We start from the raw sequence: 21,932 nt of genomic DNA, 5'->3' as shown, positions 1-21,932 counted from the left end.
GCCAAGGTAGATGGCCCCATACACGATAAAACATTCCCTGTTTTAGACTACACGAACTGTGAGCCAGGAATTCCATCAAGTAAAACTGCCGATGCCTCTGTTTGACACCGGCAATACCCATACGTTGGGTTAACAATAAATTGTGTTAGCAATACATTGGACTAGTTAGCTGCTGTTTTATTCGCCGGTAACACAAGGCGCAATAAGCTGTAACCCACAATCGCTGCCGAGGTCGAACCTAGCAATATACCCAGTTTGGAATAGGTCGTCAGAGCAAGATCCGCGCCTTCAAATGCCAGTGAAGCGATAAATATCGACATTGTAAAGCCAATACCACAAAGGACTGAGACAGCGAAAATCTGCTTAAAGTTTATCGTATCAGGCAGTTTAGCAATCCCTAACTTAACCGCGAGCCAACTAAAGATGAAAATTCCCAGAGGTTTACCAATAAACAGGCCGCTCGCAATCCCCATAGGTAGTAACGATGTCAGCCCAGAGAGAGAGACACCCTGTAATGAAACGCCTGCATTGGCAAATGCAAATAATGGCAAAATCAAATAGGCAACCCACGGATGCAAACCATGTTCCAGCGATTCCGAAGGCGAGCGTTTATTTTTGGTATGCAGCGGAATCATAAAGCCAACAATGACGCCGGCTAAGGTCGCATGTACACCTGACTTAAGAATGCAAACCCACAGTACTAACCCCACCAGTAAATAAGCAGAGGTTTTCCCGACGCCACGCCAGTTCATGTATCCCAGCAGCGCAATAGCCGCAGCGGCGATCGCCAAAGCTTGCACTGATACCTCATGGGTATAAAACAGCGCAATTATAATGATGACACCCAAATCATCGATAATCGCCAGTGCCAGTAAAAATACTTTCAGGCTGGTCGGTACCCGAGGACCCAATAGCGCCATCACACCCAATGCGAAGGCGATATCCGTTGCAGCCGGAATGGCCCAACCTTGGCGGGTCACTTCATCCGCACCATTAAACAGCAAATAGATCAAAGCAGGGGCCAACATACCACCCAATGCGGCAATTGCGGGGAAAACTGCTTTATCACGACCTGCCAGTGAACCTTCCATCAGCTCGCGCTTAACTTCTAGCCCAACGACGAGAAAGAATATCGCCATTAAACCATCGTTAATCCACAGTAATAGTGGCTTGCTGATATCCAGTGACGCTATCTTTACGGATACCGGCACATCAAGAAATGAGTGATAAATCCCTTGTAGCGAGGTGTTAGCCATAAATAGGGCCACGATGGCGGCGAAGATGAGAATCATCCCCCCCGCCGCCTCTTGGCGTAAAAATTGACGAATCATGTTTGTCACAATGAATACTCCCTACATCGGACAGAGAAACCAGTTAGCGTAACTGGCAATTGATTTATAAATTCTAGGCTAATTATTAGCTCGTAAAAAGTCGTTTTTATTGCAGTTAATACTCGAAATAACCGAGCAATAGGCGACGTCAATCACATTTATTCGCGACTCAAGCACCAAGTGACTGATGATTTATGCGGGTAATCAGTCACAAAGAAAAGCCCACAAAATGAAATGTGGGCTCGATAGAAAATTGTATCTGGAGTTTGGGTAGCTCATATCCCTATCATTAACGAGCAACAGCCTCGACAATTGATAGATAAGTGCCGGTATCAATAATGCGATTTATTTTCAGGTCAGCATTCGCCAGCATCCCTTTCAACTCAACTTCAGTGCGCTCTCTCCCACCGTCAAAGCTGCCCAACATAAGAATATCCATGCTTTTGCCGAAGTGGGGTTGGTTGTCTTCCTGAATAAGGGTGTCCATGATCAGTACTTTCCCATTTGGCAACATTGCCTTACGGCAATTTAGCAATATTTCTGTCGCTTTTTCATCAGGCCAGTCATGGACGATATATTTCAGTAAATAGATATCAGCCGGTGGGCATGACTCGAAGAAACTACCGGGTTGGAGTCTCCAACGTGAATCATCCCCTAACTCGCCAAGACGGGTTCTTGCCAGAACCGGTTCCCTATCAAATAAAATGCCATGAAGTGTTGGATTGGCCTGCAACACCCTAAGCAGCAATCCGCCCATTCCCCCAGCGACATCAACCACGGTCGCATTTTTGGGGAATTCATAGCTGCGCACCAAACAAGGGTTTTCCACTTCTGACATTGAAGACATCCCGGCGTGAAAATCATTCTCCTCAGTATGATTTTCTGGGCGTGACCAATACTCGAAGAAAGAGGTGTTGAACACCTTTTTAAAAGCGGAGTGGCCACGAACACTCTCAGCGATAATCCCCGCAGGTCGCCAGAATGTTTCATCCGTCAGCATCATTGCCGCCCCACGAAGTGAATAAGGAGATGATTTACATAGGCACTCTGCCGCAGGAGTAAGAATAAATTTCTGCCCGTCAATTTCTTTAAAAATATCTCGTGTCGCCAATAATCGCATCACCCGATGCAGGGGCAGTGCTTCAACGTCCAACTCCTGCGCCAATTCCTGCGCGGTTTTTGGCCCACCCAAAAGATGATCGGCCACCCCTAAAAGAGCCACGGCACGAAGTGATGCCTGATAGCTGTAACCCATAATTAGATCCATTAAATATAAAGCAGCTGTTTCATTTTCATGTGTAAATTTCTTATTAGTTACCATGTGAATAATACCTCTACTGGAATATTAAATAAGAGTAACAATCGACGTGACCGGACAGAACCTCCTACCTGTTTACGACAAGATGCAGCAGAAAATTTGCTCGGCACATAATTATTGTCAAAATAAATAATAGATCCAATTAGTATTGGATCTATTAATATCCCAGTTGTGGTTTTTTATTTACATTCGAGCTTTAGTATTCATATCGCAATTAAAATCATGCTATCTTTTATTTATCTTGTTGATTTTATTAAATATAGAAACAAACACCATTTTTATATTTATGTGCATGAAACTGATAATGATTATTATAAATCGTCTATTAATTGATAATTGAGATGGCATTATATAAATGTGACATTATTTTATATTCAAAATAAAATATAAATAAGCAACATTTAATTTCAAAGTCATATTATATGATGGGTAATGAGTTAATACGCGGCGGGAGTCAATAAAATAAAAGCAGGTTGTCTGCCACTCGCTATAACCTAACATACTGTTAAATTAGATTAATCAGTTGCGAGAATAATGCCGCTAAATGAAGGGACCGTTAACCCCTTAATTGAGCGGCATAACATGACTAATGGCTTAACCTGCATGGCTTACAGGTTAAGCCATTTATTAGCGAGTCAAATCATCAAAGAACTTCTTCACGCCATCTAGAAAGCTTTTAGAGCGGGGGCTATTTTTCTCACCCGCAGCACCAACAAAACTCTCTTCGAGTTCACGCAGAAGTTGTTTTTGCTTTTCACTCAGATGGACAGGTGTCTCAACCACAACGCGGCATAGCAAGTCACCTTGACTCCCACCACGAACAGATTTCACACCCTTGCCACGCATACGGAACAGCTTGCCAGTCTGGGTTTCCGCAGGCACTTTCAGCTTAACGCGGCCATCCAGTGTTGGGACTTCAATCTCGCCGCCCAAGGCTGCCATTGCAAAGTTAATAGGCACTTCGCAATACAGATTATTGCCTTCGCGTTCGAAGATTGGATGCGCTTTAACTTGCACCTGAACATATAAATCACCTGCTGGTGCACCGTGCTCACCCGCTTCACCTTCGCCTGTTAAGCGAATGCGATCACCGGTATCAACACCCGCCGGGATCTTAACCGACAGTGTTTTTGATTTCTCAACGCGACCATGCCCATGACACTTATTGCACGGATCTTTAATGATTTGGCCGTTGCCATGACAAGTCGGACATGCCTGCTGTACGGTAAAGAACCCTTGGCGCATATGCACCTGACCCGCACCACGGCAAGTCGAACAGGTGACCGGAGAGCTTCCCGGCTTAGCACCGCTACCATGGCAAACGTCACACTCATTCAGTGTTGGGATGCGGATCTCTTTAGTCACACCGCGTACCGCTTCTTCCAGTGTCAAATCCATGTTGTAGCGCAGATCCGAACCACGGGAGGCACGCTGACGGCGTCCACCACCAAAGATATCGCCGAAAACATCACCAAAGATATCGCTAAAATCAGCACCGCCACCACCACCGAAACCGCCGCCGCCCATACCACCTTGCTCGAAGGCGGCATGACCATATTGGTCATATGCTGCGCGCTTTTGTGGGTCGGTCAGAATTTCGTAGGCTTCTTTAACTTCCTTAAAGTTTTCGCCGGTATCGTTCTCGTCCTGATTACGGTCCGGATGATACTTTACTGCCAGGCGTTTATAGGCCTTTTTGATTTCACGTTCATCGGCGTTCTTTTGAACACCCAGAACCTCGTAATAATCTCTCTTCGCCATTCTCTTTTTTTCCTACCCTTAACATGCGTGCACGGGCGTAGAGTTTCCTCGACGCCCGTGCTGGTTTCCAGCAACAGTAAGGCCTACCACTGCTGTGCCCGCTTAAGGGCGATTATTTTTTGTCTTTCACTTCTTCGAATTCGGCGTCTACAACGTCGTCTTCTTTCTTGGCACTGGTATCGCCAGCATCACCGCCTGCGGCAGCTTGCTGCTGCTGAGCCATTTCCAGCAACTTGCCAGAGACCTGCACCAGAGCCTGAGTTTTAGCTTCAATCTCAGCTTTATCTTCGCTTTTCAGCGCCGCTTCCAATGCTTTCAAAGCCTCTTCGATTGAAGTTTTGTCTTCTGCTGGCAGTTTGTCACCGGCTTCTTCCAACTGTTTACGTGTGCCGTGAATCAGATGGTCAGCTTGGTTACGGGTCTGTACCAGCTCTTCAAACTTACGGTCAGCTTCGGCGTTAGCTTCAGCATCGCGTACCATTTTCTGGATCTCTTCCTCGTTCAGACCAGAAGATGCCTTGATGGTGATCTTCTGCTCGCGACCGGTATTTTTGTCTTTTGCAGACACATGCAAAATACCGTCGGCGTCGATATCGAAGGTCACTTCGATTTGCGCCATACCACGCGGTGCAGCCTGAATGCCGTCCAGATTGAACTGACCCAGAGACTTGTTATCCTGAGCACGTTTACGCTCACCCTGAAGCACATGGATGGTTACCGCAGACTGGTTGTCTTCTGCAGTAGAGAACACCTGACTGTGCTTAGTTGGGATAGTGGTGTTTTTGGTGATAAGCGGAGTCATCACACCACCCATGGTTTCAATACCCAGTGACAGCGGAGTCACGTCCAGCAACAGGACGTCTTTCACTTCACCAGACAGAACACCACCCTGCACTGCCGCACCAATCGCTACAGCTTCATCTGGGTTAACGTCTTTACGTGGTTCTTTGCCGAAGAAATCAGCCACTTTCTTCTGAACCATTGGCATACGAGTCTGACCACCCACCAGGATAACGTCCTGAATGTCGGAAACAGACAAGCCAGCATCTTGCAACGCCACTTTCAGTGGTTCAATAGAACGGTTGACCAAATCTTCTACCAGTGACTCCAATTTAGCGCGGGTCACTTTGATGTTCATGTGTTTTGGACCGCTGCCATCAGCCGTGATGTACGGCAGGTTAACGTCGGTCTGTTGAGCTGAAGACAACTCAATTTTTGCTTTTTCAGCGGCTTCTTTCAGGCGCTGCATTGCCAATGGATCAGTACGCAGATCCATACCTTGGTCTTTTTTGAATTCATCAACCAGATAGTTAATCAAGCGGCTATCGAAGTCTTCACCACCCAAGTGGGTATCACCGTTGGTTGCCAGAACTTCGAAAGTTTTTTCGCCATCAACTTCATCGATCTCTATAATAGAGATATCGAAAGTACCACCACCGAGGTCATAAACCGCGATAGTACGGTTACCGACTTCTTTGTCCAGACCGTAGGCCAGTGCCGCTGCGGTTGGTTCGTTAATGATACGTTTTACTTCCAAACCTGCGATACGGCCAGCATCTTTAGTTGCCTGACGCTGAGCATCGTTGAAGTACGCAGGTACAGTGATAACCGCTTCAGTCACTGGTTCACCCAGGAAATCTTCAGCCGTTTTCTTCATTTTCTTCAGCACTTCAGCAGAGATCTGCGGTGGTGCAACTTTCTGGCCTTTTACTTCAACCCAAGCATCGCCGTTGTCAGCTGCCACGATTTTGTACGGCATGATATCTTTATCACGCTGCGCTTCTTCATCCTGGAAACGACGGCCAATCAAACGCTTGATAGCAAACAATGTATTTTGCGGGTTAGTGATAGCCTGACGTTTAGCCGGTTGGCCAACCAGAATTTCACCATCTTGGGTATAAGCGATGATAGAAGGCGTGGTGCGGTCGCCTTCGCTGTTCTCCAGCACGCGCGCTTTTGCGCCATCCATAATAGCTACACAAGAGTTGGTAGTACCCAAGTCGATACCAATAATTTTACCCATCTAAAACGCCTCCACTAAAAAGTCATATTCGGTCAAGTTACTAATCTATATGTGGGCGGATTGCTTATTTTCAACTGCCCGTATTTTGTTAATCAATGTTTTCATGCCCAATATTGTGTTGGTGCATGTATCCGCTGATCCACGATTAGCTCCTGCGGTTGGGAATAAGATGGGGCCACGAAACTCATCATCAAGGGGGGAGGTGAAAAAAAAATACTTTTTATCACCCTCAAGATCATTGTTTCCAATCGCTGGGATCATTATGATGCCGCGCGCACTGAGGGAATTGACGACTTTTTGGTCATTCAGGCGCTTTATACTTATTCGGATAATGATACCCAAAGAGTTTGATGTTGCAGGTGAGGCGTCAGCCAACCCCTGCGGCGTCAAGGGAGAAGGGTCTATCCATTTTTTAGCATTCTGTTAGTGACAGAGGACTTATGAACACCACCAAGTTGGCGAATCCTGGCCCATTAGGGCTGATGGGCTTTGGGATGACTACCGTCTTGCTTAACCTGCACAACGCAGGCTTCTTTCCCCTGACCTCTGTTATTTTGAGCATGGGGATTTTTTACGGCGGCCTGGCACAAATTTTGGCCGGTTTATTAGAGTACAAAAAGGGTAATACCTTTGCGGCAACGGCATTTACCTCATACGGCGCATTCTGGCTGAGCCTCGTGGGCTTGCTGATGTTGCCTAAAATGGGTCTGGCAGAGGCCACTGACGCACAATTCCTCGGTGTTTATTTAGGTCTGTGGGGCATCTTCACGCTGTTTATGTTCTTTGGCACCTTACCGGCTAACCGCGCCTTGCAGTTTGTTTTTGGCAGCCTGACAGTGCTATTTGCTCTGCTAGCAGTGGGTAACTTCACAGGTAACCATTCATTGCTGGTCTTCGCTGGCTTCGAAGGCATTATTTGTGGTGCCAGTGCCATTTATCTGGCAATGGCTGAAGTGCTGAACGAACAATATGGTCGTACCGTACTGCCAATTGGCGAACCAGGCCAAAAATTACACGCCCAGCCTGCTATTTAATAGCAGCACGAACATAATCGTTGTATTAACGAAACACTGAGTGTTAGAGGAAATCTAATACTCAGCGTTTTTATCTGTTTTTATGGCAACAAAAAAAATAAAACCCCAATCTTAATTGGTCATAAAAAAACAACTCATCCAAATAATAAAACCCTCTATAAAAAACACATCACAAGACAATTAAACATTATAGTTAAAAATAGATAAAGCGAAAATTTTAGCATGTCATATAATTGCAAAGTTTCGATAAAGACAAAATAGATTATAATTAATAACACCAAGGGGATGCCTATGCAAATAGCACTAAAACTATTAGCAATCTCTGTATTAACCATATCAAAATTCGCTTATTCCGATGAGACCAAAGTTTGTTTTTACACCGAAGATAATTATCAAGGTGAGAGTTCGTGCTTCTCTTCGGGTGATCAAGTTGATTTATACAATAAACATAGAGAATCATCATATGCAGAAGACAACTGGCCAATTATTGACAATGACAGTACAAGATCAATAAAAATCCCTCAAGGGATGATGACAAAAATTTATAGTAATGATAGTTACAACCCCCCCTTCTACTCGCTAACAGAAAGTGTAAATGCTGACAAATTGAGTAGTCTGGAGATGTACAACGAAATAACCGGTATTAAGATATCAGAAAATAAGCAACTCAATTGTGATCAAAAATGTACTATTTTTGATACATACAAAATAAATCTCGCTGAATCTTTTGGTGACTACTGGGATGATGAACGTTTGCCTAACAAGCAAATACTCTTGGTTTTTAATAGCCCAAACCAAGGGAAGGATGACAGTTATAGTGTCAGTCTGTCACTCGGTCCGAGTATTAGCATGATACAAAAGGGAATTAGCTTCTCTGATTACAATATGCTTAATAAATTCATGTTTGCACACAAAGATAATGCTGATGAACTTTCATTTATTATACAAGTCAATGATGACATCGTACAAATTCAATACATTCAAACCCTAGATGATGAACTAGTGGACATATCACCTATTATCTCTTTTCAGTGGTTATCCCATATTGATGTAGAGCCAGAGATAATAATAAAAAATTACAATGATCTTGGGCCATTAATTTTAAATAAAGCCATACTTGCCGCTGATTCAGGTGATCACAATTGGGCGAAAAGGGATTTAAGCCAAACAAGTCAAATAATATGTTCATTTGTGCCCTTCCTAAACATCTACAATTACATTACTCACGGGTCATGTCGGCAATTATCGAATATAGTATACAGTGCAGCTAACTATTTCAGAAGTAATACCAAAGGGAAAACATTACATATTGCAGGAGAGAGTCGCCCACTAAAAGAGCAACCATCAATAAATACAGATCCAGATCCAGACCAAAAAGAGTTCTTTGATAACCAGATGACATTGACCTATATCGACAGCACAAAGAGCCAACAATCACTCAGCCTGCCTGCAGTAGCAAAAACCTGTATGATTCCTATTTATTCGTTGCTGCACTCACGGCAATCGCGTCAGATAAGGCCCCATTGCATTGATTGGACGCTAGATATTATGACTGATTTCACTCTGTTATTTGGCGCTAGTCTGCAAACCTGGAATTCAGATTATTTTAGCCGAATCATAAATTCCATTATAAGAACCGGAAGTACCGGGGCAACCATAGCAATGGAGCATACAGAAATAGAACAACGATTCAGTCAGGCGGTAAGAGAAAGTGTAACCACACACTCCTCCGAAAATGCCCTCAGTCAAATTAAGACTGCATTCGATTATGCTCAACTGAGTTATTTGAACCATAGTTTTTATTATGCATCTGATGATATGCCCGATAAGGTAGAACAGCTACCATTAGGCATTTATGAGTTACTATTAGAATCATTTATCTTTAAACCAACAGTGCCACAAGTGATGGAACACGGTCAGTTGGTCGCACATCCTGAAATAGATTTTGAATTTGAAATCATCGTTACGCCCCCTCCCGAGGAGGTCGAAAAACTTTCTGCTGCTGAAATTGAGAAGAATCAAGCCTCACGAGAACAGCTCATTGAAACTATAGTGCAATGGGTGGAGCAATATCAAAGTGCTCACATTGAACAACTTGACAATCCTGATGAAGCCAGCGCATTAAATAAAACTCGTCATGCTGGCAATATTGTTACCGGTATAATACACCGTAGATTGATCATTAAACGCCCCGGTGAAATTTATATAGTTGTTAAATTTCGCGGGGAAATTATTGCGATTGTTTTGGCCGATAGTTTTAATAATAGAGATCAAGTTGAACTGGTGGCCTCCGCAACACAACCCGATTATGTATTATCCCCCTATGCTGAAGGCACAGTCAGAGGGGCAGGGACAGCTGCCGTTAGCGTATTAGCTCGATACTTACAGCAACAGGGTGCCAAAATATTATTTTCTGAAGTCATTTCTGAGCCTTCAGCACGCGTCAAACAAAAGGTTGGATTTACCTTTAAATCAGAATTCTAATCCATGAGTGGAAAGAAAACAGCCCATAATATTTTTATCAAATTATGGGCTGTGCTTTCACTGAGATTTATATTTGTTAGGCTATCGCCGCCTCAGATTTAGCTCATCATGCTTTTTGGCATAGGCGCTTTCGCATCACTGTTAATATCGTTGCGCAGATAAACACCCAGTAACAATCCTACCAGCGATAACAGCAACATATAATATGCGGGTGCCATAGGGGTCACCTTCATCAATAAAGTCACCAGAATCGGTGTCAGTCCGCCAAAAATGGCATAAGCCACATTGTAGGAGAAGGAAATACCGGTAAAGCGAACCTCTGCGGGAAAAGCGCGCACCATCACATAAGGCACCGCGCCCACAATCCCCACACAGAATCCAGCCATCATATAATGGGTAAAGAGCTGAGTAGGATCAGTGAGATTGGTGTGGTAGAACGACCATGTTGATGCGGCTAACATCAGGCTGCCGACAATAAAGGTTTTACTGACTCCGAAGCGGTCAATCACCAACCCCGCAATCACACAACCACAGACCAACGCGACAATCGCCAAACTGTTCGCCTGCAATGCCAAAGCCGGCAGCACGCCGAACTGTTTCTGTAAATAAGTCGGTGTCATTAGGATAACCACCACGATACCGGCAGAAAGTAACCAAGTGAGCAGCATCGAAACAACCACTTCTCTCTTATGATTAGCCAGTACAGATTTCAGCGGCAGCTCTTCAGCCAAGGCTTTACGGGCCTGCATCTCTTTAAAGATAGGCGTCTCCTGCAACCAACGGCGCAAATACATCGCAAACAGACCGAAAATCCCGCCTAAGAAGAACGGTACGCGCCAGCCGCCATCTAATATAGCCTGATGACTTAACGTGGTATTCATTGCTGTGGCGACCAGTGACCCCAGCAAGATCCCCGCAGTCAGACCGGCGGTTAAGGTGCCACAGGCAATACCAATGCGTCGGCGTGGTACATGTTCAGCCACAAAGACCCATGCACCGGGGACTTCACCGCCGATAGCAGCACCTTGCAACACACGCATTAAGAGCAACAGTAATGGCGCAGCGATGCCGATAGAGGCGTAAGTCGGCAGCATACCAATTGCCAGTGTTGGCAATGCCATCAATAGAATACTGAGAGTAAACATCTTCTTACGGCCAACCAAATCACCAAAGTGCGCCATGATGATGCCACCCAATGGGCGGGCCAGATAGCCGGCAGCGAAAATACCAAATGTCTGTACCTGACGCAGCCATTCAGGCATATCCGTCGGAAAGAAGAGGTCGCCAATCACCGCTGCAAAAAAAACAAAGATGATAAAGTCATAAAACTCTAGCGCCCCGCCCAATGCAGCCAGAGTCAGCGTTTTATAATCTTGCTTGTTCAACCGACGATTATGTTGGTGAGCAGCATCCTGTTGGGATGAGTCGCTTTGAGATGAGTTGTGTTCTTGAGACATATGACACCGTAGTAAACCAGAGTTGGGGAAGAAAAATATTTTCATCTTTTGTAAAGTAAACATGACTATACCGTACAAAATTCCCCACACGTTCATTATGGCATTTTATGTTATAAAAAATCTTAATTTAGCTTTTTATTTCAATTACCGCATTTTTAGGACGGAAAGCTGCTACGACTGCGCTGTTCGTTTCGATATAAGGTCCGTCCAGTAACTGAATGCAATAAGGCACGCTGGCAAAGATACCGGCGACAACGACGTTAGATTGCGCATCTCTCACCCCTTCCAGCGTCTCTTTAATCGATTTAGGCTGCCCCGGTAAGTTGATGATCAATGCCTGCTTGCGGATAACCCCAACTTGACGGGATAAAATAGCGGTAGGAACGAAATGAAGGCTGATTTGACGCATTTGCTCGCCAAAACCGGGCATCTGCCGATCGGCAATCGCCAGAGTGGCATCAGGGGTGACATCTCGCCTTGCCGGGCCGGTTCCACCCGTGGTCAACACCAAATGGCAACCCATCTCATCGACTAACTCACACAGTGCTTGTTCAATCAGCGTTTGCTCATCAGGGATAAGGCGCGTTTCTATTTCAAAGGGGGTGGTTAGCGCACTTGCCAGCCACTCTTCCAGCGCCGGAATGCCTTTATCCTGATAAACCCCGCTCGACGCCCGATCAGAGACGGAGACTAAACCTATACGTAATGTATTCATGCTACTACCTCGACGAAATGCGATTATCTGGTCGAATGATAGCATACCCAAAGTGATTGAAGTGGTGGCCGGGCAGTAAACCTCTCTGGTGAATAGGCCGTAGAAAATAAGCGGCCTTTAGAAACAGAAAAGGCGGCTTACGCCACCTTTTCGTCAAATCTCGCGTGATCTGCTCCGATTACAGCAGGTCTGAGATCATTTTCTCAAGCTTACCCTGATCGATAGCAAACTTACGGATACCATCAGCCAGTTTATCAATCGCCATTGGGTCCTGATTGTGCTGCCAGTAGAATTCAGCTTCAGTCAGTGGTGCAGGTTTCGGCTTAATTTCACCGGTGTAAGACAATTTGCGCTCTACCGGGCCTTCGCTTTCTGCCAGCTCTTTCAGCAGTGATGGCGCGATAGTCAGACGATCACAACCAGCCAATTCAATGATTTCGCCCAGATTACGGAAGCTCGCGCCCATCACCACAGTCTTATAACCGTGCTGTTTGTAATACTGGTAGATCTCGGTCACTGAAACCACACCCGGATCTTCGTTTGGCGCAAACTCTTTTTTGTCGCCATTGGCTTTGTACCAGTCAAGAATACGGCCAACAAATGGAGAGATCAGGAACACACCTGCTTCAGCACAAGCACGCGCTTGAGCGAAGGAGAACAGCAGTGTCAGGTTGCAGTTAATACCTTCTTTTTCCAACTGTTCTGCGGCACGGATACCCTGCCAAGTCGAGGCCAGCTTGATCAGAATACGGTCATTGCTGATGCCCGCTTCGTTGTACAACTTGATCAGGCGCTTGGCTTTTGCCACGCTAGCGACGGTGTCATAGGAGAGGCGCGCATCAACTTCGGTAGAAATACGGCCGGGGATCAGTTTCAGAATTTCCAAACCGATATTGACGGCCAGTTTATCCGTAGCATCGACGATCTGCTGAGCATGATCGCTGCTTTGTTCGCGCGCCCAGGCAATGGCTTCATCGATCAGTTTGCGATATTCAGGAATTTGTGCCGCATTCAGAATAAGGGATGGGTTGGTGGTGGCATCTTGCGGCTGATACAGCTTCATTGCCGCGATATCCCCAGTATCGGCGACTACAGTGGTGATTTGACGTAGGGAAGTAAGTTTATCGGTCATGTTGTCGTTTCTCGTCGTTTGTGCATGAACTTTTGGCATGTCGCAACTTTATCGCTTTCGAAATCTTCTTATCGTTTTCGAAATGGTGACTCATCGCTTTTGGAATGTTAGCCATTTCGCAATATTAGCTATTTCGAAGCACTGCCTTGTCTTGATAATAACATGCGTAAGTCTTGGTGCAAGGCAGTTAAACTGATTAAAAAAAGCGCAACCTTGCTCTATCGGTTTCGCAACCGTTTTCGCCTTTCAAAACAGCGGAAAATCATCTAATTAATAGCCACTTCGTCCATTCTTGTGGTGCTGAGACGATTTAGCTAAGCTATTTATCCTTTGGAAAGGATATTTACTTTGAAAACTATACGCCCGATAAAAGAAGCAGCCTACCTATCTTAGCAATCGCCCAATCTTCTTTCTGCTGGCGTGCGCTTTTTGCTACAGTGTGTTATCTGGATTAACAGGATGTCGTGATGCTTATTATTATCTCCCCAGCCAAAACCCTTGATTATCAAAGTCCGTTAGCGACTAACAAGTTTACTCAGCCTGAAATGTTGGATAAGTCACAAGCGCTTATTAAAATCTGTCGCGAGTTGACGCCAGCTCAAATCAGCAGTCTGATGGGGATTAGCGACAAACTGGCGGGGCTTAATACCGCGCGCTTCGGTGAATGGCAGCCAGATTTCACGCCAGAAAATGCCCGTCAGGCGATTCTGGCTTTCAAAGGGGATGTCTATACCGGGATGCAGGCACAGACTTTCAGCGAGGCCGATTTTGATTTCGCCCAAAAACATTTACGTATGCTTTCTGGCTTGTATGGCGTGCTGCGTCCATTGGATTTAATGCAGCCCTATCGACTGGAAATGGGCATTAGGCTGGCTAACCCGCAGGGCAAAGATCTTTATACCTTTTGGGGTGACCAGATAACCGAGAAACTGAATCAGGCGCTGGCGCAGCAAGGGGATAATGTGCTGATTAACCTCGCCTCTGATGAGTATTTTAAGGCCGTGAAACCCGCCAAATTAGCCGGTTCAATAATTAAGCCGGTATTTCTGGATGAGAAAAACGGTCAATACAAAATTATCAGTTTCTACGCCAAGAAAGCTCGCGGCCTGATGAGCCGTTTTATCATTCAGAACAAGCTCACCAAACCCGAGCAACTGGTTGATTTTAATCTGGAGGGCTATGAGTTTGATGCGGGACTGTCGGCGAAAAACGAACTGGTCTTTAAGCGGCCAGAGCAGCATTAATAATGCCCGCTCAGCTATCAAAATAGTTGATAGGCGGGGAAATGCGCCGAATGGGTCGTAACGGCGTAAGCCGTCGGAGCGCCCATCGGGGCAGTCACCCCGCCAGACGCCAGAACCCGTCAATGACTCTGGCGTCTTCTAACACAAATTTTTAAAACCGATAAAATATCACTTCGGTAATGCCATCAAGAATGCGCGCATTTTCGCGAAATCGGCGGGTAAATCATGGGACAGCAAAGGTAATTGCGCCCGAATGGCCAGCGGTTTTGGCAACGGTAATTCTTGGCCCAGAATCTCTTCCACACTCTCTTTGAATTTTGCCGGATGCGCCGTGCCGATGAACAGCCCGAACTCGCCATCTTGCAGCTGATCACGCAATACACGGTAAGCAATGGCGGCATGAGGTTCTGAGATATAACCCAGCTTCGCCATCTCGCGCATCGTCTCTTTGGTCACTTCATCACTCACCGCACCGTGGCCCAAATCCTTCAACTGCCAGACTTTACGGCGATATAGCTCTTCTACGCGCGGCCAGTTATTCGGCTGACTGACATCCATGGCATTCGAAATTGTCGCCACAGTGGATTTTGGCTGCCACTGGCCGTTCACCAAGAAACGCGGCACAGTGTCATTGGCATTGGTTGCCGCGATAAAGCGCTTCACCGGTAAACCGAGGGATTTAGCCAGCAGACCCGCCGTCAAATCACCAAAGTTACCGCTGGGTACCGAGATAACCAGTTGATTGCGCGCCTCTTGGGGCAGTTGGGCAACCGCTTCAAAGTAGTAGCAAATCTGCGCCAGTAAGCGGCTGATATTGATTGAGTTAGCCGAGTTAAGGCTCAGTGCCTGCTTTAATTCTTCATCATCAAAAGCTTGTTTGACCAGCGCCTGGCAGGCATCAAAATCGCCATCAATCGCCACCGTGTGGATATTGCCCCCCAGCGTACAGAACAACTTCTCTTGCAGCGGACTGATTTTGCCGCGTGGATAGAGGATAACCACACGCACATTTTTCAGGCCGTAGAAAGCATGAGCCACTGCCGCACCGGTATCACCGGAAGTTGCCGTTAAAATGGTAACGGGCTGGTCGCCAGCCACTTCGGCCAGCATTTGCGCCATAAAACGCGCACCGAAATCTTTAAATGCCAAAGTCGGGCCGTGGAACAGCTCCAGTGCGGCGATATCATTCTCAACCTGCGCCACCGGGGCTGGAAACTCAAATGCCGCCTGAACCCGCTTGGTCAACACGTCAGGGGCAATTTCACTGCCAATAAATGCAGACAAAATCCGGCTGCTGCGCGTGACAAAATCCAGATCCAGCAGTTGATCGATCTCTGTGACGTTAAATTCGGGCAGGTCCAGCGGGAAGAAAAGCCCCTGCTGCTTACCAAGGCCCTGCTTGATCGCTTGCGAGAAGCTGACCTGCTCGTTGTGATCTTTAAGGTTATACAGTTTCATGCGTTATCCCAATAGTCGTGCGCCTGCGGTATCCAGACGGCAAATATGAACAAAACCTTCGTCGTTTTGCAGGTAATGATTTTGTAGCCAGCTCGCCATGCGCTGCGCAGTTTCTGTGTCGTTACAGACAGCAAACAGCGTCGGGCCGGAGCCAGAAATGCCACAAGCCAGTGCGCCGATATCGTGCGCGGCTTGCCTTGCCGCCGCAAAGCCCGGCAGCAGTTGCGTGCGATAAGGTTCGGCGATCACATCTTTCATCATCTTGGCAGCTAAATCTGGCTGCTGCGTGTGGCAGGCATGAATGAATCCCGCTAAGTTGCGCCCATGTGCGATGCAATCCTGACGGCGATACTGTGCCGGTAAAATGGCGCGCGCCTCCGCCGTTGAGACTTTAATGCCCGGATAGGCCATCACCCACAGCCAGTCGTCAAAACCGGGGACTTCCTGACTGATGTAGCCCGCCTGCTCGAGAATCAACTGCATCCCGCCTAAATAGCAGGGCGCGACATTATCAAAATGGACACTCCCCGAAACACGCCCTTCCAGCTCACCCATCAGCCCCAGCAGTGTCACTTCATCCAGCGGCTGGCCACAGAATTCATTCATCGCCATCAAGCCCGCCACCACAGAGCAAGCACTGGAACCCAACCCGGAACCAATCGGCATGTTCTTTTCCAGTACCATCTCCACCGGGATCGTTTTACCTATTGCCTGACAAAAACGCTCCCAACATTGATAAACGATATTCTCTTTCGGGTCATCAGGTAATTTGCTCACGAAGCGGCCTTCATTGCGCAGACTGAAGCTCTCTGCCGCTGTCACACTGACGCAATCGCCGAGCAAGGTGCCGTCTATCGGCGAAACTGCCGCACCCAATACATCGAAGCCGACGCTGACATTACCAATTGATGCCGGAGCATAGATTCTAACCATATTTAAACTCCCAACTTCCATGATAATGTGCGTAAAAGATCGGCAAATACCCCAGCAGCAGTGACGTCATTGCCTGCGCCATAACCGCGTAATACCAACGGAATAGGCTGATAATAGCGGGTATAGAAAGCCAACGCATTCTCGCCATTTTTCACTTTATACAGGGGATCGTTACCATCAACCGCATCCATCCGTACGATACAGCGCCCCTCCTCAATGACCCCAACATAACGCAACACTTTCCCTTGCTCAGCAGCATTCGCCACCAGACGGCTAAACTGCGAATCCAATGATGGCAAACGCGCCAAGAAGCTGTCGACATCGCCGGAGGCATCGAAACTTGCTGGCAGCACGGACTCAACCTCGATATCCGCCAGTTCCAGTTTGTACCCTGCTTCTCGGGCCAAGATCAACAATTTACGGGCAACATCCATCCCAGAGAGGTCATCACGAGGATCGGGTTCGGTATACCCCATGGCCTTGGCTTGCAGTGTGGCCTCTGACAAGCTCATCCCTTCATCCAGCTTGCCGAAGATAAAGGAGAGCGATCCTGACAAGATGCCCGAGAAGCGCATCAGCTCGTCACCGGCATTGAGCAGATTCTGCAAGTTTTCGATCACCGGCAGACCCGCGCCGACGTTGGTGTCATACAAGAATTTGCGGCATGACTTTGCCGCTGCTGCGCGCATCTGGCGGTAGTAATTCATGGATGAAGTGTTGGCTTTCTTGTTTGGCGTCACCACATGGAAACCATCGGCCAAGAAATCCGCATATTGATCCGCCACCGCCTGACTGGAGGTACAGTCCACAATCACTGGATTGAGCAGGTGATACTCTTTCACCAAGCGAATGAGGCGACTCAAGTTAAATGGCTCCTGCACTTCAGCCAATTCGTGACGCCAGTTATCCAGTGCGATGCCATGCACATTGGTCAACATGGCTTTGGAGTTGGCGATGCCGCAGACGCGCAGATCAATATGGCGCTGCTTCAGCCAAGGTTGCTGGCGGTAGATTTGTTCAATCAATGCCCCACCCACGCCACCGACACCAATGACGAATACTTCAATCACTTGGTCAGTGTTAAACAGCATCTGATGGCAAACGCGCACCCCTGTCGTCACCGCATCATTGCTGACCACCACCGAAATAGAGCGCTCAGAAGAACCTTGGGCGATCGCAATGATATTGATGTTGGCGCGGGCCAGTGCCGAGAAGAAGCGGGCCGAGATCCCACGCAAAGTGCGCATACCATCACCGACCACGGAGATAATCGCCAGATGCTCCATCACATCCAGTGGCTCCAGCACGCCATCTTTCAGTTCCAGATAAAACTCCTCTTCCAATGCCTTACGGGCGCGCAACAGCTCCCCCTGTGGCACACAGAAGCTGATGCTGTATTCGGAAGAGGACTGAGTGATCAGCACTACCGAGATCCCGCTACGTGACATCACCGCAAAAACGCGGGCAGCCATACCGACCATCCCTTTCATTCCCGGCCCTGAAACGTTAATCATCGCCATGTTATTCAGGTTGGTGATGCCTTTGACTGGGAAGCCGTCATCCGTGTGTTCACCGCCAATCAATGTGCCGGGCGCTTGTGGGTTAGAGGTGTTTTTTATCAGGCAAGGGATCTGGAACTGGGCGATAGGGGCGATAGTGCGGGGGTGGAGAACCGAAGCGCCAAAGTAGGAAAGCTCCATCGCCTCTTGGTATGACATCGATTTCAATAACCGCGCATCCGGGACGACACGGGGGTCGCAAGTGTAAACCCCGTCGACGTCAGTCCAGATCTCACAACAGTCAGCACGTAAACAGGCGGCCAGCACAGCGGCTGAATAGTCGGAACCATTACGCCCCAGCACCACCAACTCACCTTTGTCATTACCCGCAGTGAAACCCGCCATCAGGATGATGTGGTCGGCAGGAATATGGCTGGAGGCAATGCGGCGAGTCGATTCCGTGATATCCACGGTGGATTCGAGATAGTGCCCTTGAGCCAGCAGCTTCTCGACCGGATTAATCACGCTGACTTGATAGCCTTTCGCTTGGAATACCGCTTCCATAATAGCAATGGAGAGTTTTTCGCCACGGCAGATGATAGACGCATTGATACTGTCCGGGCACTGCCCCAGCAGGGAGATACCGTGCAGGACGTGCTTCAGTTGCGCAAACTCATGGGCCACCAAGGCTTTCAAACGCTCATAGTCAAAGCCCGATTGGGCATCGGCTAACCCGCGTAATAGCTCGGAAAAAATCCGCTCGGCATCACTGATGTTGGGAGAGATATCTTGCCCAGCGACCATTTTGTCAATCATCGCCACCAGATGATTGGTAATTTTAGCGGGAGCGGATAACACCGTAGCCACTTGTCCCTGACGCACATTACTTTCAATGATATCGGCAACACGCATAAAGCGTTCTGCATTTGCTACTGATGTCCCGCCAAATTTCAGCACTCGCATTTCTGGTTCTCTCCCGCTTTCGCGCTTTTTTATCGCAAACTTTTTTGCAAAGATTTGATTGAAAAAAAAAGCCCGCACTGTCTAGGTGCGGGCTTTTTTCTGTTGTTTCCTGTACGCGTCAGCCCGCCCCGTAACCTGTGGTTTCGGTGGTGGTAATAATTGTTGTAATCAGGCTGATGTATCGCATGGCGTCTGTCTGTCTCATCAATAATGAAGCTGTCCCTCTATTGGTTAAAGCAATCGCCCTATGAAGTCAAATTTTTTCATCTATTGCCCCAAATAAAGTAGCTATTTCATCAGGGGCAATCCTCTAAGCCCACAGGACTTATCCGGTAATAAATAAAAATAACCGCTGACATCCAGAGAATAAAACTGAAATATTCACTTTAGTCCCTATGATTAACTTTAGCGTTTTTTTTCAACTTAATGATCCGAAACAACCCAACAGACAATAGACACAACCGTTATGATAAAGTCCGCTTAAAGAAACAAATAGTGATTCGCTGATTCGTTATTCAGACTAACGTTCTAAAAGTCGCAAAAAATGCCTCTCACCTTTGCCATTTTACATTTGGCTAACATTGGCGATAATTCTTCTTATGCTTTTATGCGAAATAGCACATTGGCAAGAAAAACAGCTTCATTGCCACGATGCTGGAAGAATATTGATTTTAAACAATAAAAATCAATAGATTAGCGAATTGTTTTTTTTGTTACGTCTATCGGTCAATTTTTAATATTAATAACACTGAATCGATCGCCTATTTTAACTCGTCATTGCTTAAGCTGGTATTCTTGTAAGTCTTTTTCACAAAAGTGTTAACGTGCTACAATTGAATTTGATATATGTCAACAAAGCGTAGTTTTGTTGGGTGGTAGATTCGGCTCACACTGTTATATTGCTGTTAATAGGGTTAGGATATGCGCCGCTTTTGTCGCCTTTGGGGCTGTAGGGAGTAACACCCCGACCGAGCTAATGATGTTGTTGACGTTGATGGAAAGTGCATCAAGAACGCGTTTACGTACTTTAGTCATGTGATGAATGGGATGACGAGTAACTAGTCAATAAAAATCCTGATATAACAAAGACTTTTGTACTTCCTATTTCTATTTTGTTGGCAATTTTAGGTAGCAAACATGCAGACCCCGCACATTCTGATCGTAGAAGATGAGATAGTTACTCGTAACACCCTGAAGAGCATTTTCGAGGCGGAAGGCTATGTTGTTCATGAAGCCAATGATGGCGCAGAAATGCACCACATTCTGTCTGAGAATGATATTAACTTAGTTATCATGGACATCAATCTGCCGGGCAAAAACGGCCTGCTGCTGGCACGGGAACTTCGTGAACAAGCCAGTGTTGCCCTCATGTTCCTGACAGGTCGTGATAACGAAGTAGATAAGATCCTTGGCTTGGAAATTGGCGCTGATGATTACATCACCAAACCGTTCAATCCGCGCGAATTAACCATTCGAGCGCGTAACCTGCTGTCACGCACCATGAACTTGGGCAGTGTCGGTGAAGAGCGCCGCTTGGTTGAGAGCTATAAATTTAATGGCTGGGAGCTGGATATCAATAGCCGCTCACTGATAAGCCCTGCTGGTGAGCATTATAAACTGCCACGCAGTGAGTTCCGCGCCATGCTGCACTTCTGCGAAAATCCGGGGAAAATTCAATCCCGTGGCGAATTGTTGAAGAAAATGACCGGTCGCGAGTTGAAACCGCATGACCGTACCGTTGACGTGACCATCCGCCGTATTCGTAAGCATTTCGAGTCTACGCCGGACACGCCTGAGATTATCGCCACTATCCACGGCGAAGGTTATCGTTTCTGTGGTGATCTGGAAGAGTAACTCTCTGCCTATCATCAACAGTAAAAAGCCAGCACATCAAATGCTGGCTTTTTTATGCTTTTTAGCCTGTAGAATTAGACTGTTATCCAGACGAGCTACCAAGGCATAACCGGCACAGCGCTAATGGCATTTTTCGGTGAACCATCCACCACGCGATCCGAATAGGTCAGATAAATCAGCGCATTGCGTTTTTGATCGTAGAAACGCACCACTTGTAGCTTTTTAAATACCAGTGAAGTTCGCTTCTGGAAAACCACTGTACCATCCGATTTCTTATTCTTAATTTTGTCCGTCAACTCAATCGGCCCCACTTGCTGACAAGAGATTGCCGCATCTGCCGTATCTTCCGCCAACCCCAAACCACCTTTGATACCGCCGGTTTTTGCCCGGCTGATATAACAAGTTACATTTTTAACATCGGGGTCATCGAAGGCTTCAACCACGATTTTATGATCCGGCCCCAACAGTTTAAAAACGGTATCGACTGAACCAATCTCCTCTGCATGTGCCCCCAAAGAAAGCAGGCAACCAAGCAATATCCAACTTTTTTTCATACACTTACTCCATTCCGTTGAATAACGTTATTCAACGTTAACGCTTTTTAGCAAGAATAAAATATTCGTTAAAAAGCCATTTTATCAATCTTAGCGACTTTTTTAACACATAACGGCAGGAAATTCTTAAGCAGTCGGGAACATAAAAAGTTGCTACTATGCGCCAGAGTTA

17 protein-coding genes and 1 other annotated feature are annotated in these 21,932 nt (G+C 46.8%); of the genes, 4 read left to right on the top strand and 13 right to left on the bottom strand.

Annotation, left to right across the window (positions count from 1 at the left end):
* Nucleotides 1-161: 161 nt before the first annotated feature.
* From nhaA to dnaK, 4 genes are all read right to left on the bottom strand, one after another.
* The gene (nhaA, locus tag HRD69_RS08805; RefSeq protein WP_032814567.1) at nucleotides 162-1,340 is read right to left on the bottom strand and encodes a Na+/H+ antiporter NhaA; all 1,179 of its coding nucleotides are present in this window, start codon (nucleotides 1,338-1,340) and stop codon (nucleotides 162-164) included.
* Between the two features lie 280 nt (nucleotides 1,341-1,620).
* Nucleotides 1,621-2,652: a methyltransferase gene (locus HRD69_RS08800; RefSeq protein ID WP_032814569.1), complete on the bottom strand. Its 1,032-nt coding sequence runs from the start codon at nucleotides 2,650-2,652 to the stop codon at nucleotides 1,621-1,623.
* A 624-nt stretch (nucleotides 2,653-3,276) separates the two neighbouring features.
* Nucleotides 3,277-4,410, bottom strand: a complete 1,134-nt coding sequence (gene dnaJ, locus HRD69_RS08795) for a molecular chaperone DnaJ (protein ID WP_004875371.1) — start codon at nucleotides 4,408-4,410, stop codon at nucleotides 3,277-3,279.
* A 112-nt stretch (nucleotides 4,411-4,522) separates the two neighbouring features.
* On the bottom strand, nucleotides 4,523-6,433 hold the full coding sequence (dnaK, locus tag HRD69_RS08790; protein WP_004875372.1) for a molecular chaperone DnaK: 1,911 nt from the start codon (nucleotides 6,431-6,433) through the stop codon (nucleotides 4,523-4,525).
* 440 nt (nucleotides 6,434-6,873) lie between these two features.
* Here dnaK and satP point away from each other — a divergent pair, with 440 nt between their 5' ends.
* Nucleotides 6,874-7,467: an acetate uptake transporter gene (gene satP / locus HRD69_RS08785; RefSeq protein ID WP_004875374.1), complete on the top strand. Its 594-nt coding sequence runs from the start codon at nucleotides 6,874-6,876 to the stop codon at nucleotides 7,465-7,467.
* Nucleotides 7,468-7,758: 291 nt separating this feature from the next.
* The gene (locus tag HRD69_RS08780) at nucleotides 7,759-9,951 is read left to right on the top strand and encodes a GNAT family N-acetyltransferase (RefSeq protein WP_244953508.1); all 2,193 of its coding nucleotides are present in this window, start codon (nucleotides 7,759-7,761) and stop codon (nucleotides 9,949-9,951) included.
* A gap of 98 nt (nucleotides 9,952-10,049) precedes the next feature.
* Here the strand turns inward: HRD69_RS08780 and HRD69_RS08775 are convergent, their stop codons facing one another.
* The 3 genes from HRD69_RS08775 to tal form a co-directional block, all read right to left on the bottom strand.
* On the bottom strand, nucleotides 10,050-11,408 hold the full coding sequence (locus HRD69_RS08775) for an MFS transporter (RefSeq protein ID WP_032814572.1): 1,359 nt from the start codon (nucleotides 11,406-11,408) through the stop codon (nucleotides 10,050-10,052).
* A 127-nt stretch (nucleotides 11,409-11,535) separates the two neighbouring features.
* The gene (gene mog / locus HRD69_RS08770) at nucleotides 11,536-12,123 is read right to left on the bottom strand and encodes a molybdopterin adenylyltransferase (protein WP_004875377.1); all 588 of its coding nucleotides are present in this window, start codon (nucleotides 12,121-12,123) and stop codon (nucleotides 11,536-11,538) included.
* A 178-nt stretch (nucleotides 12,124-12,301) separates the two neighbouring features.
* On the bottom strand, nucleotides 12,302-13,255 hold the full coding sequence (tal, locus tag HRD69_RS08765; protein ID WP_004875378.1) for a transaldolase: 954 nt from the start codon (nucleotides 13,253-13,255) through the stop codon (nucleotides 12,302-12,304).
* Nucleotides 13,256-13,722: 467 nt separating this feature from the next.
* Here tal and yaaA point away from each other — a divergent pair, with 467 nt between their 5' ends.
* Complete coding sequence (yaaA, locus tag HRD69_RS08760; protein ID WP_004875379.1) at nucleotides 13,723-14,499, top strand: peroxide stress protein YaaA; 777 nt, start codon at nucleotides 13,723-13,725, stop codon at nucleotides 14,497-14,499.
* 168 nt (nucleotides 14,500-14,667) lie between these two features.
* Here the strand turns inward: yaaA and thrC are convergent, their stop codons facing one another.
* From thrC to yjjY, 5 genes are all read right to left on the bottom strand, one after another.
* Nucleotides 14,668-15,957, bottom strand: a complete 1,290-nt coding sequence (thrC, locus tag HRD69_RS08755) for a threonine synthase (protein ID WP_004875380.1) — start codon at nucleotides 15,955-15,957, stop codon at nucleotides 14,668-14,670.
* 3 nt (nucleotides 15,958-15,960) lie between these two features.
* The gene (thrB, locus tag HRD69_RS08750; RefSeq protein WP_004875381.1) at nucleotides 15,961-16,890 is read right to left on the bottom strand and encodes a homoserine kinase; all 930 of its coding nucleotides are present in this window, start codon (nucleotides 16,888-16,890) and stop codon (nucleotides 15,961-15,963) included.
* Between the two features lie 2 nt (nucleotides 16,891-16,892).
* Nucleotides 16,893-19,352 carry a bifunctional aspartate kinase/homoserine dehydrogenase I gene (gene thrA, locus HRD69_RS08745; protein WP_004875382.1) on the bottom strand — a complete coding sequence of 820 codons (2,460 nt, stop codon included), beginning with the start codon at nucleotides 19,350-19,352 and terminating at the stop codon, nucleotides 16,893-16,895.
* 61 nt (nucleotides 19,353-19,413) lie between these two features.
* Nucleotides 19,414-19,532 (bottom strand) — a sequence feature (Thr leader region).
* The gene (thrL, locus tag HRD69_RS08740) at nucleotides 19,471-19,539 is read right to left on the bottom strand and encodes a thr operon leader peptide (RefSeq protein WP_099462105.1); all 69 of its coding nucleotides are present in this window, start codon (nucleotides 19,537-19,539) and stop codon (nucleotides 19,471-19,473) included. (Overlaps the previous feature by 62 nt.)
* A gap of 707 nt (nucleotides 19,540-20,246) precedes the next feature.
* Complete coding sequence (gene yjjY, locus HRD69_RS20580; protein WP_032814574.1) at nucleotides 20,247-20,387, bottom strand: YjjY family protein; 141 nt, start codon at nucleotides 20,385-20,387, stop codon at nucleotides 20,247-20,249.
* A gap of 102 nt (nucleotides 20,388-20,489) precedes the next feature.
* Here yjjY and arcA point away from each other — a divergent pair, with 102 nt between their 5' ends.
* A complete protein-coding gene (gene arcA / locus HRD69_RS08735; RefSeq protein WP_004706052.1) occupies nucleotides 20,490-21,206 on the top strand; it encodes a two-component system response regulator ArcA in 717 nt (238 codons plus the stop codon).
* A 95-nt stretch (nucleotides 21,207-21,301) separates the two neighbouring features.
* On the opposite strand, the gene creA is transcribed toward arcA, so the two are convergent.
* On the bottom strand, nucleotides 21,302-21,760 hold the full coding sequence (gene creA, locus HRD69_RS08730) for a protein CreA (protein ID WP_004875385.1): 459 nt from the start codon (nucleotides 21,758-21,760) through the stop codon (nucleotides 21,302-21,304).
* Nucleotides 21,761-21,932: the final 172 nt, after the last annotated feature.

It is taken from the genome of Yersinia mollaretii ATCC 43969, assembly GCF_013282725.1.
GTDB classification, from domain to species: domain Bacteria; phylum Pseudomonadota; class Gammaproteobacteria; order Enterobacterales; family Enterobacteriaceae; genus Yersinia; species Yersinia mollaretii.
The sequence above is the reverse complement of the archived record's forward strand: the minus strand, read 5'-3'. Positions and strand labels throughout refer to the sequence as shown.

What these genes read in the sequence shown, in the direction of transcription:
- satP (WP_004875374.1), top strand. Translation starts at nt 6,874, where the DNA reads ATGAACACCACCAAGTTGGCGAATCCTGGCCCATTAGGGCTGATGGGC.
- arcA (WP_004706052.1), top strand. Translation starts at nt 20,490, where the DNA reads ATGCAGACCCCGCACATTCTGATCGTAGAAGATGAGATAGTTACTCGT.
- creA (WP_004875385.1), bottom strand. Translation starts at nt 21,760, where the DNA reads ATGAAAAAAAGTTGGATATTGCTTGGTTGCCTGCTTTCTTTGGGGGCA.
- yaaA (WP_004875379.1), top strand. Translation starts at nt 13,723, where the DNA reads ATGCTTATTATTATCTCCCCAGCCAAAACCCTTGATTATCAAAGTCCG.
- dnaK (WP_004875372.1), bottom strand. Translation starts at nt 6,433, where the DNA reads ATGGGTAAAATTATTGGTATCGACTTGGGTACTACCAACTCTTGTGTA.
- HRD69_RS08780 (WP_244953508.1), top strand. Translation starts at nt 7,759, where the DNA reads ATGCAAATAGCACTAAAACTATTAGCAATCTCTGTATTAACCATATCA.
- HRD69_RS08775 (WP_032814572.1), bottom strand. Translation starts at nt 11,408, where the DNA reads ATGTCTCAAGAACACAACTCATCTCAAAGCGACTCATCCCAACAGGAT.
- tal (WP_004875378.1), bottom strand. Translation starts at nt 13,255, where the DNA reads ATGACCGATAAACTTACTTCCCTACGTCAAATCACCACTGTAGTCGCC.
- yjjY (WP_032814574.1), bottom strand. Translation starts at nt 20,387, where the DNA reads ATGACTAAAGTACGTAAACGCGTTCTTGATGCACTTTCCATCAACGTC.
- thrA (WP_004875382.1), bottom strand. Translation starts at nt 19,352, where the DNA reads ATGCGAGTGCTGAAATTTGGCGGGACATCAGTAGCAAATGCAGAACGC.
- mog (WP_004875377.1), bottom strand. Translation starts at nt 12,123, where the DNA reads ATGAATACATTACGTATAGGTTTAGTCTCCGTCTCTGATCGGGCGTCG.
- thrC (WP_004875380.1), bottom strand. Translation starts at nt 15,957, where the DNA reads ATGAAACTGTATAACCTTAAAGATCACAACGAGCAGGTCAGCTTCTCG.
- thrB (WP_004875381.1), bottom strand. Translation starts at nt 16,890, where the DNA reads ATGGTTAGAATCTATGCTCCGGCATCAATTGGTAATGTCAGCGTCGGC.
- dnaJ (WP_004875371.1), bottom strand. Translation starts at nt 4,410, where the DNA reads ATGGCGAAGAGAGATTATTACGAGGTTCTGGGTGTTCAAAAGAACGCC.
- HRD69_RS08800 (WP_032814569.1), bottom strand. Translation starts at nt 2,652, where the DNA reads ATGGTAACTAATAAGAAATTTACACATGAAAATGAAACAGCTGCTTTA.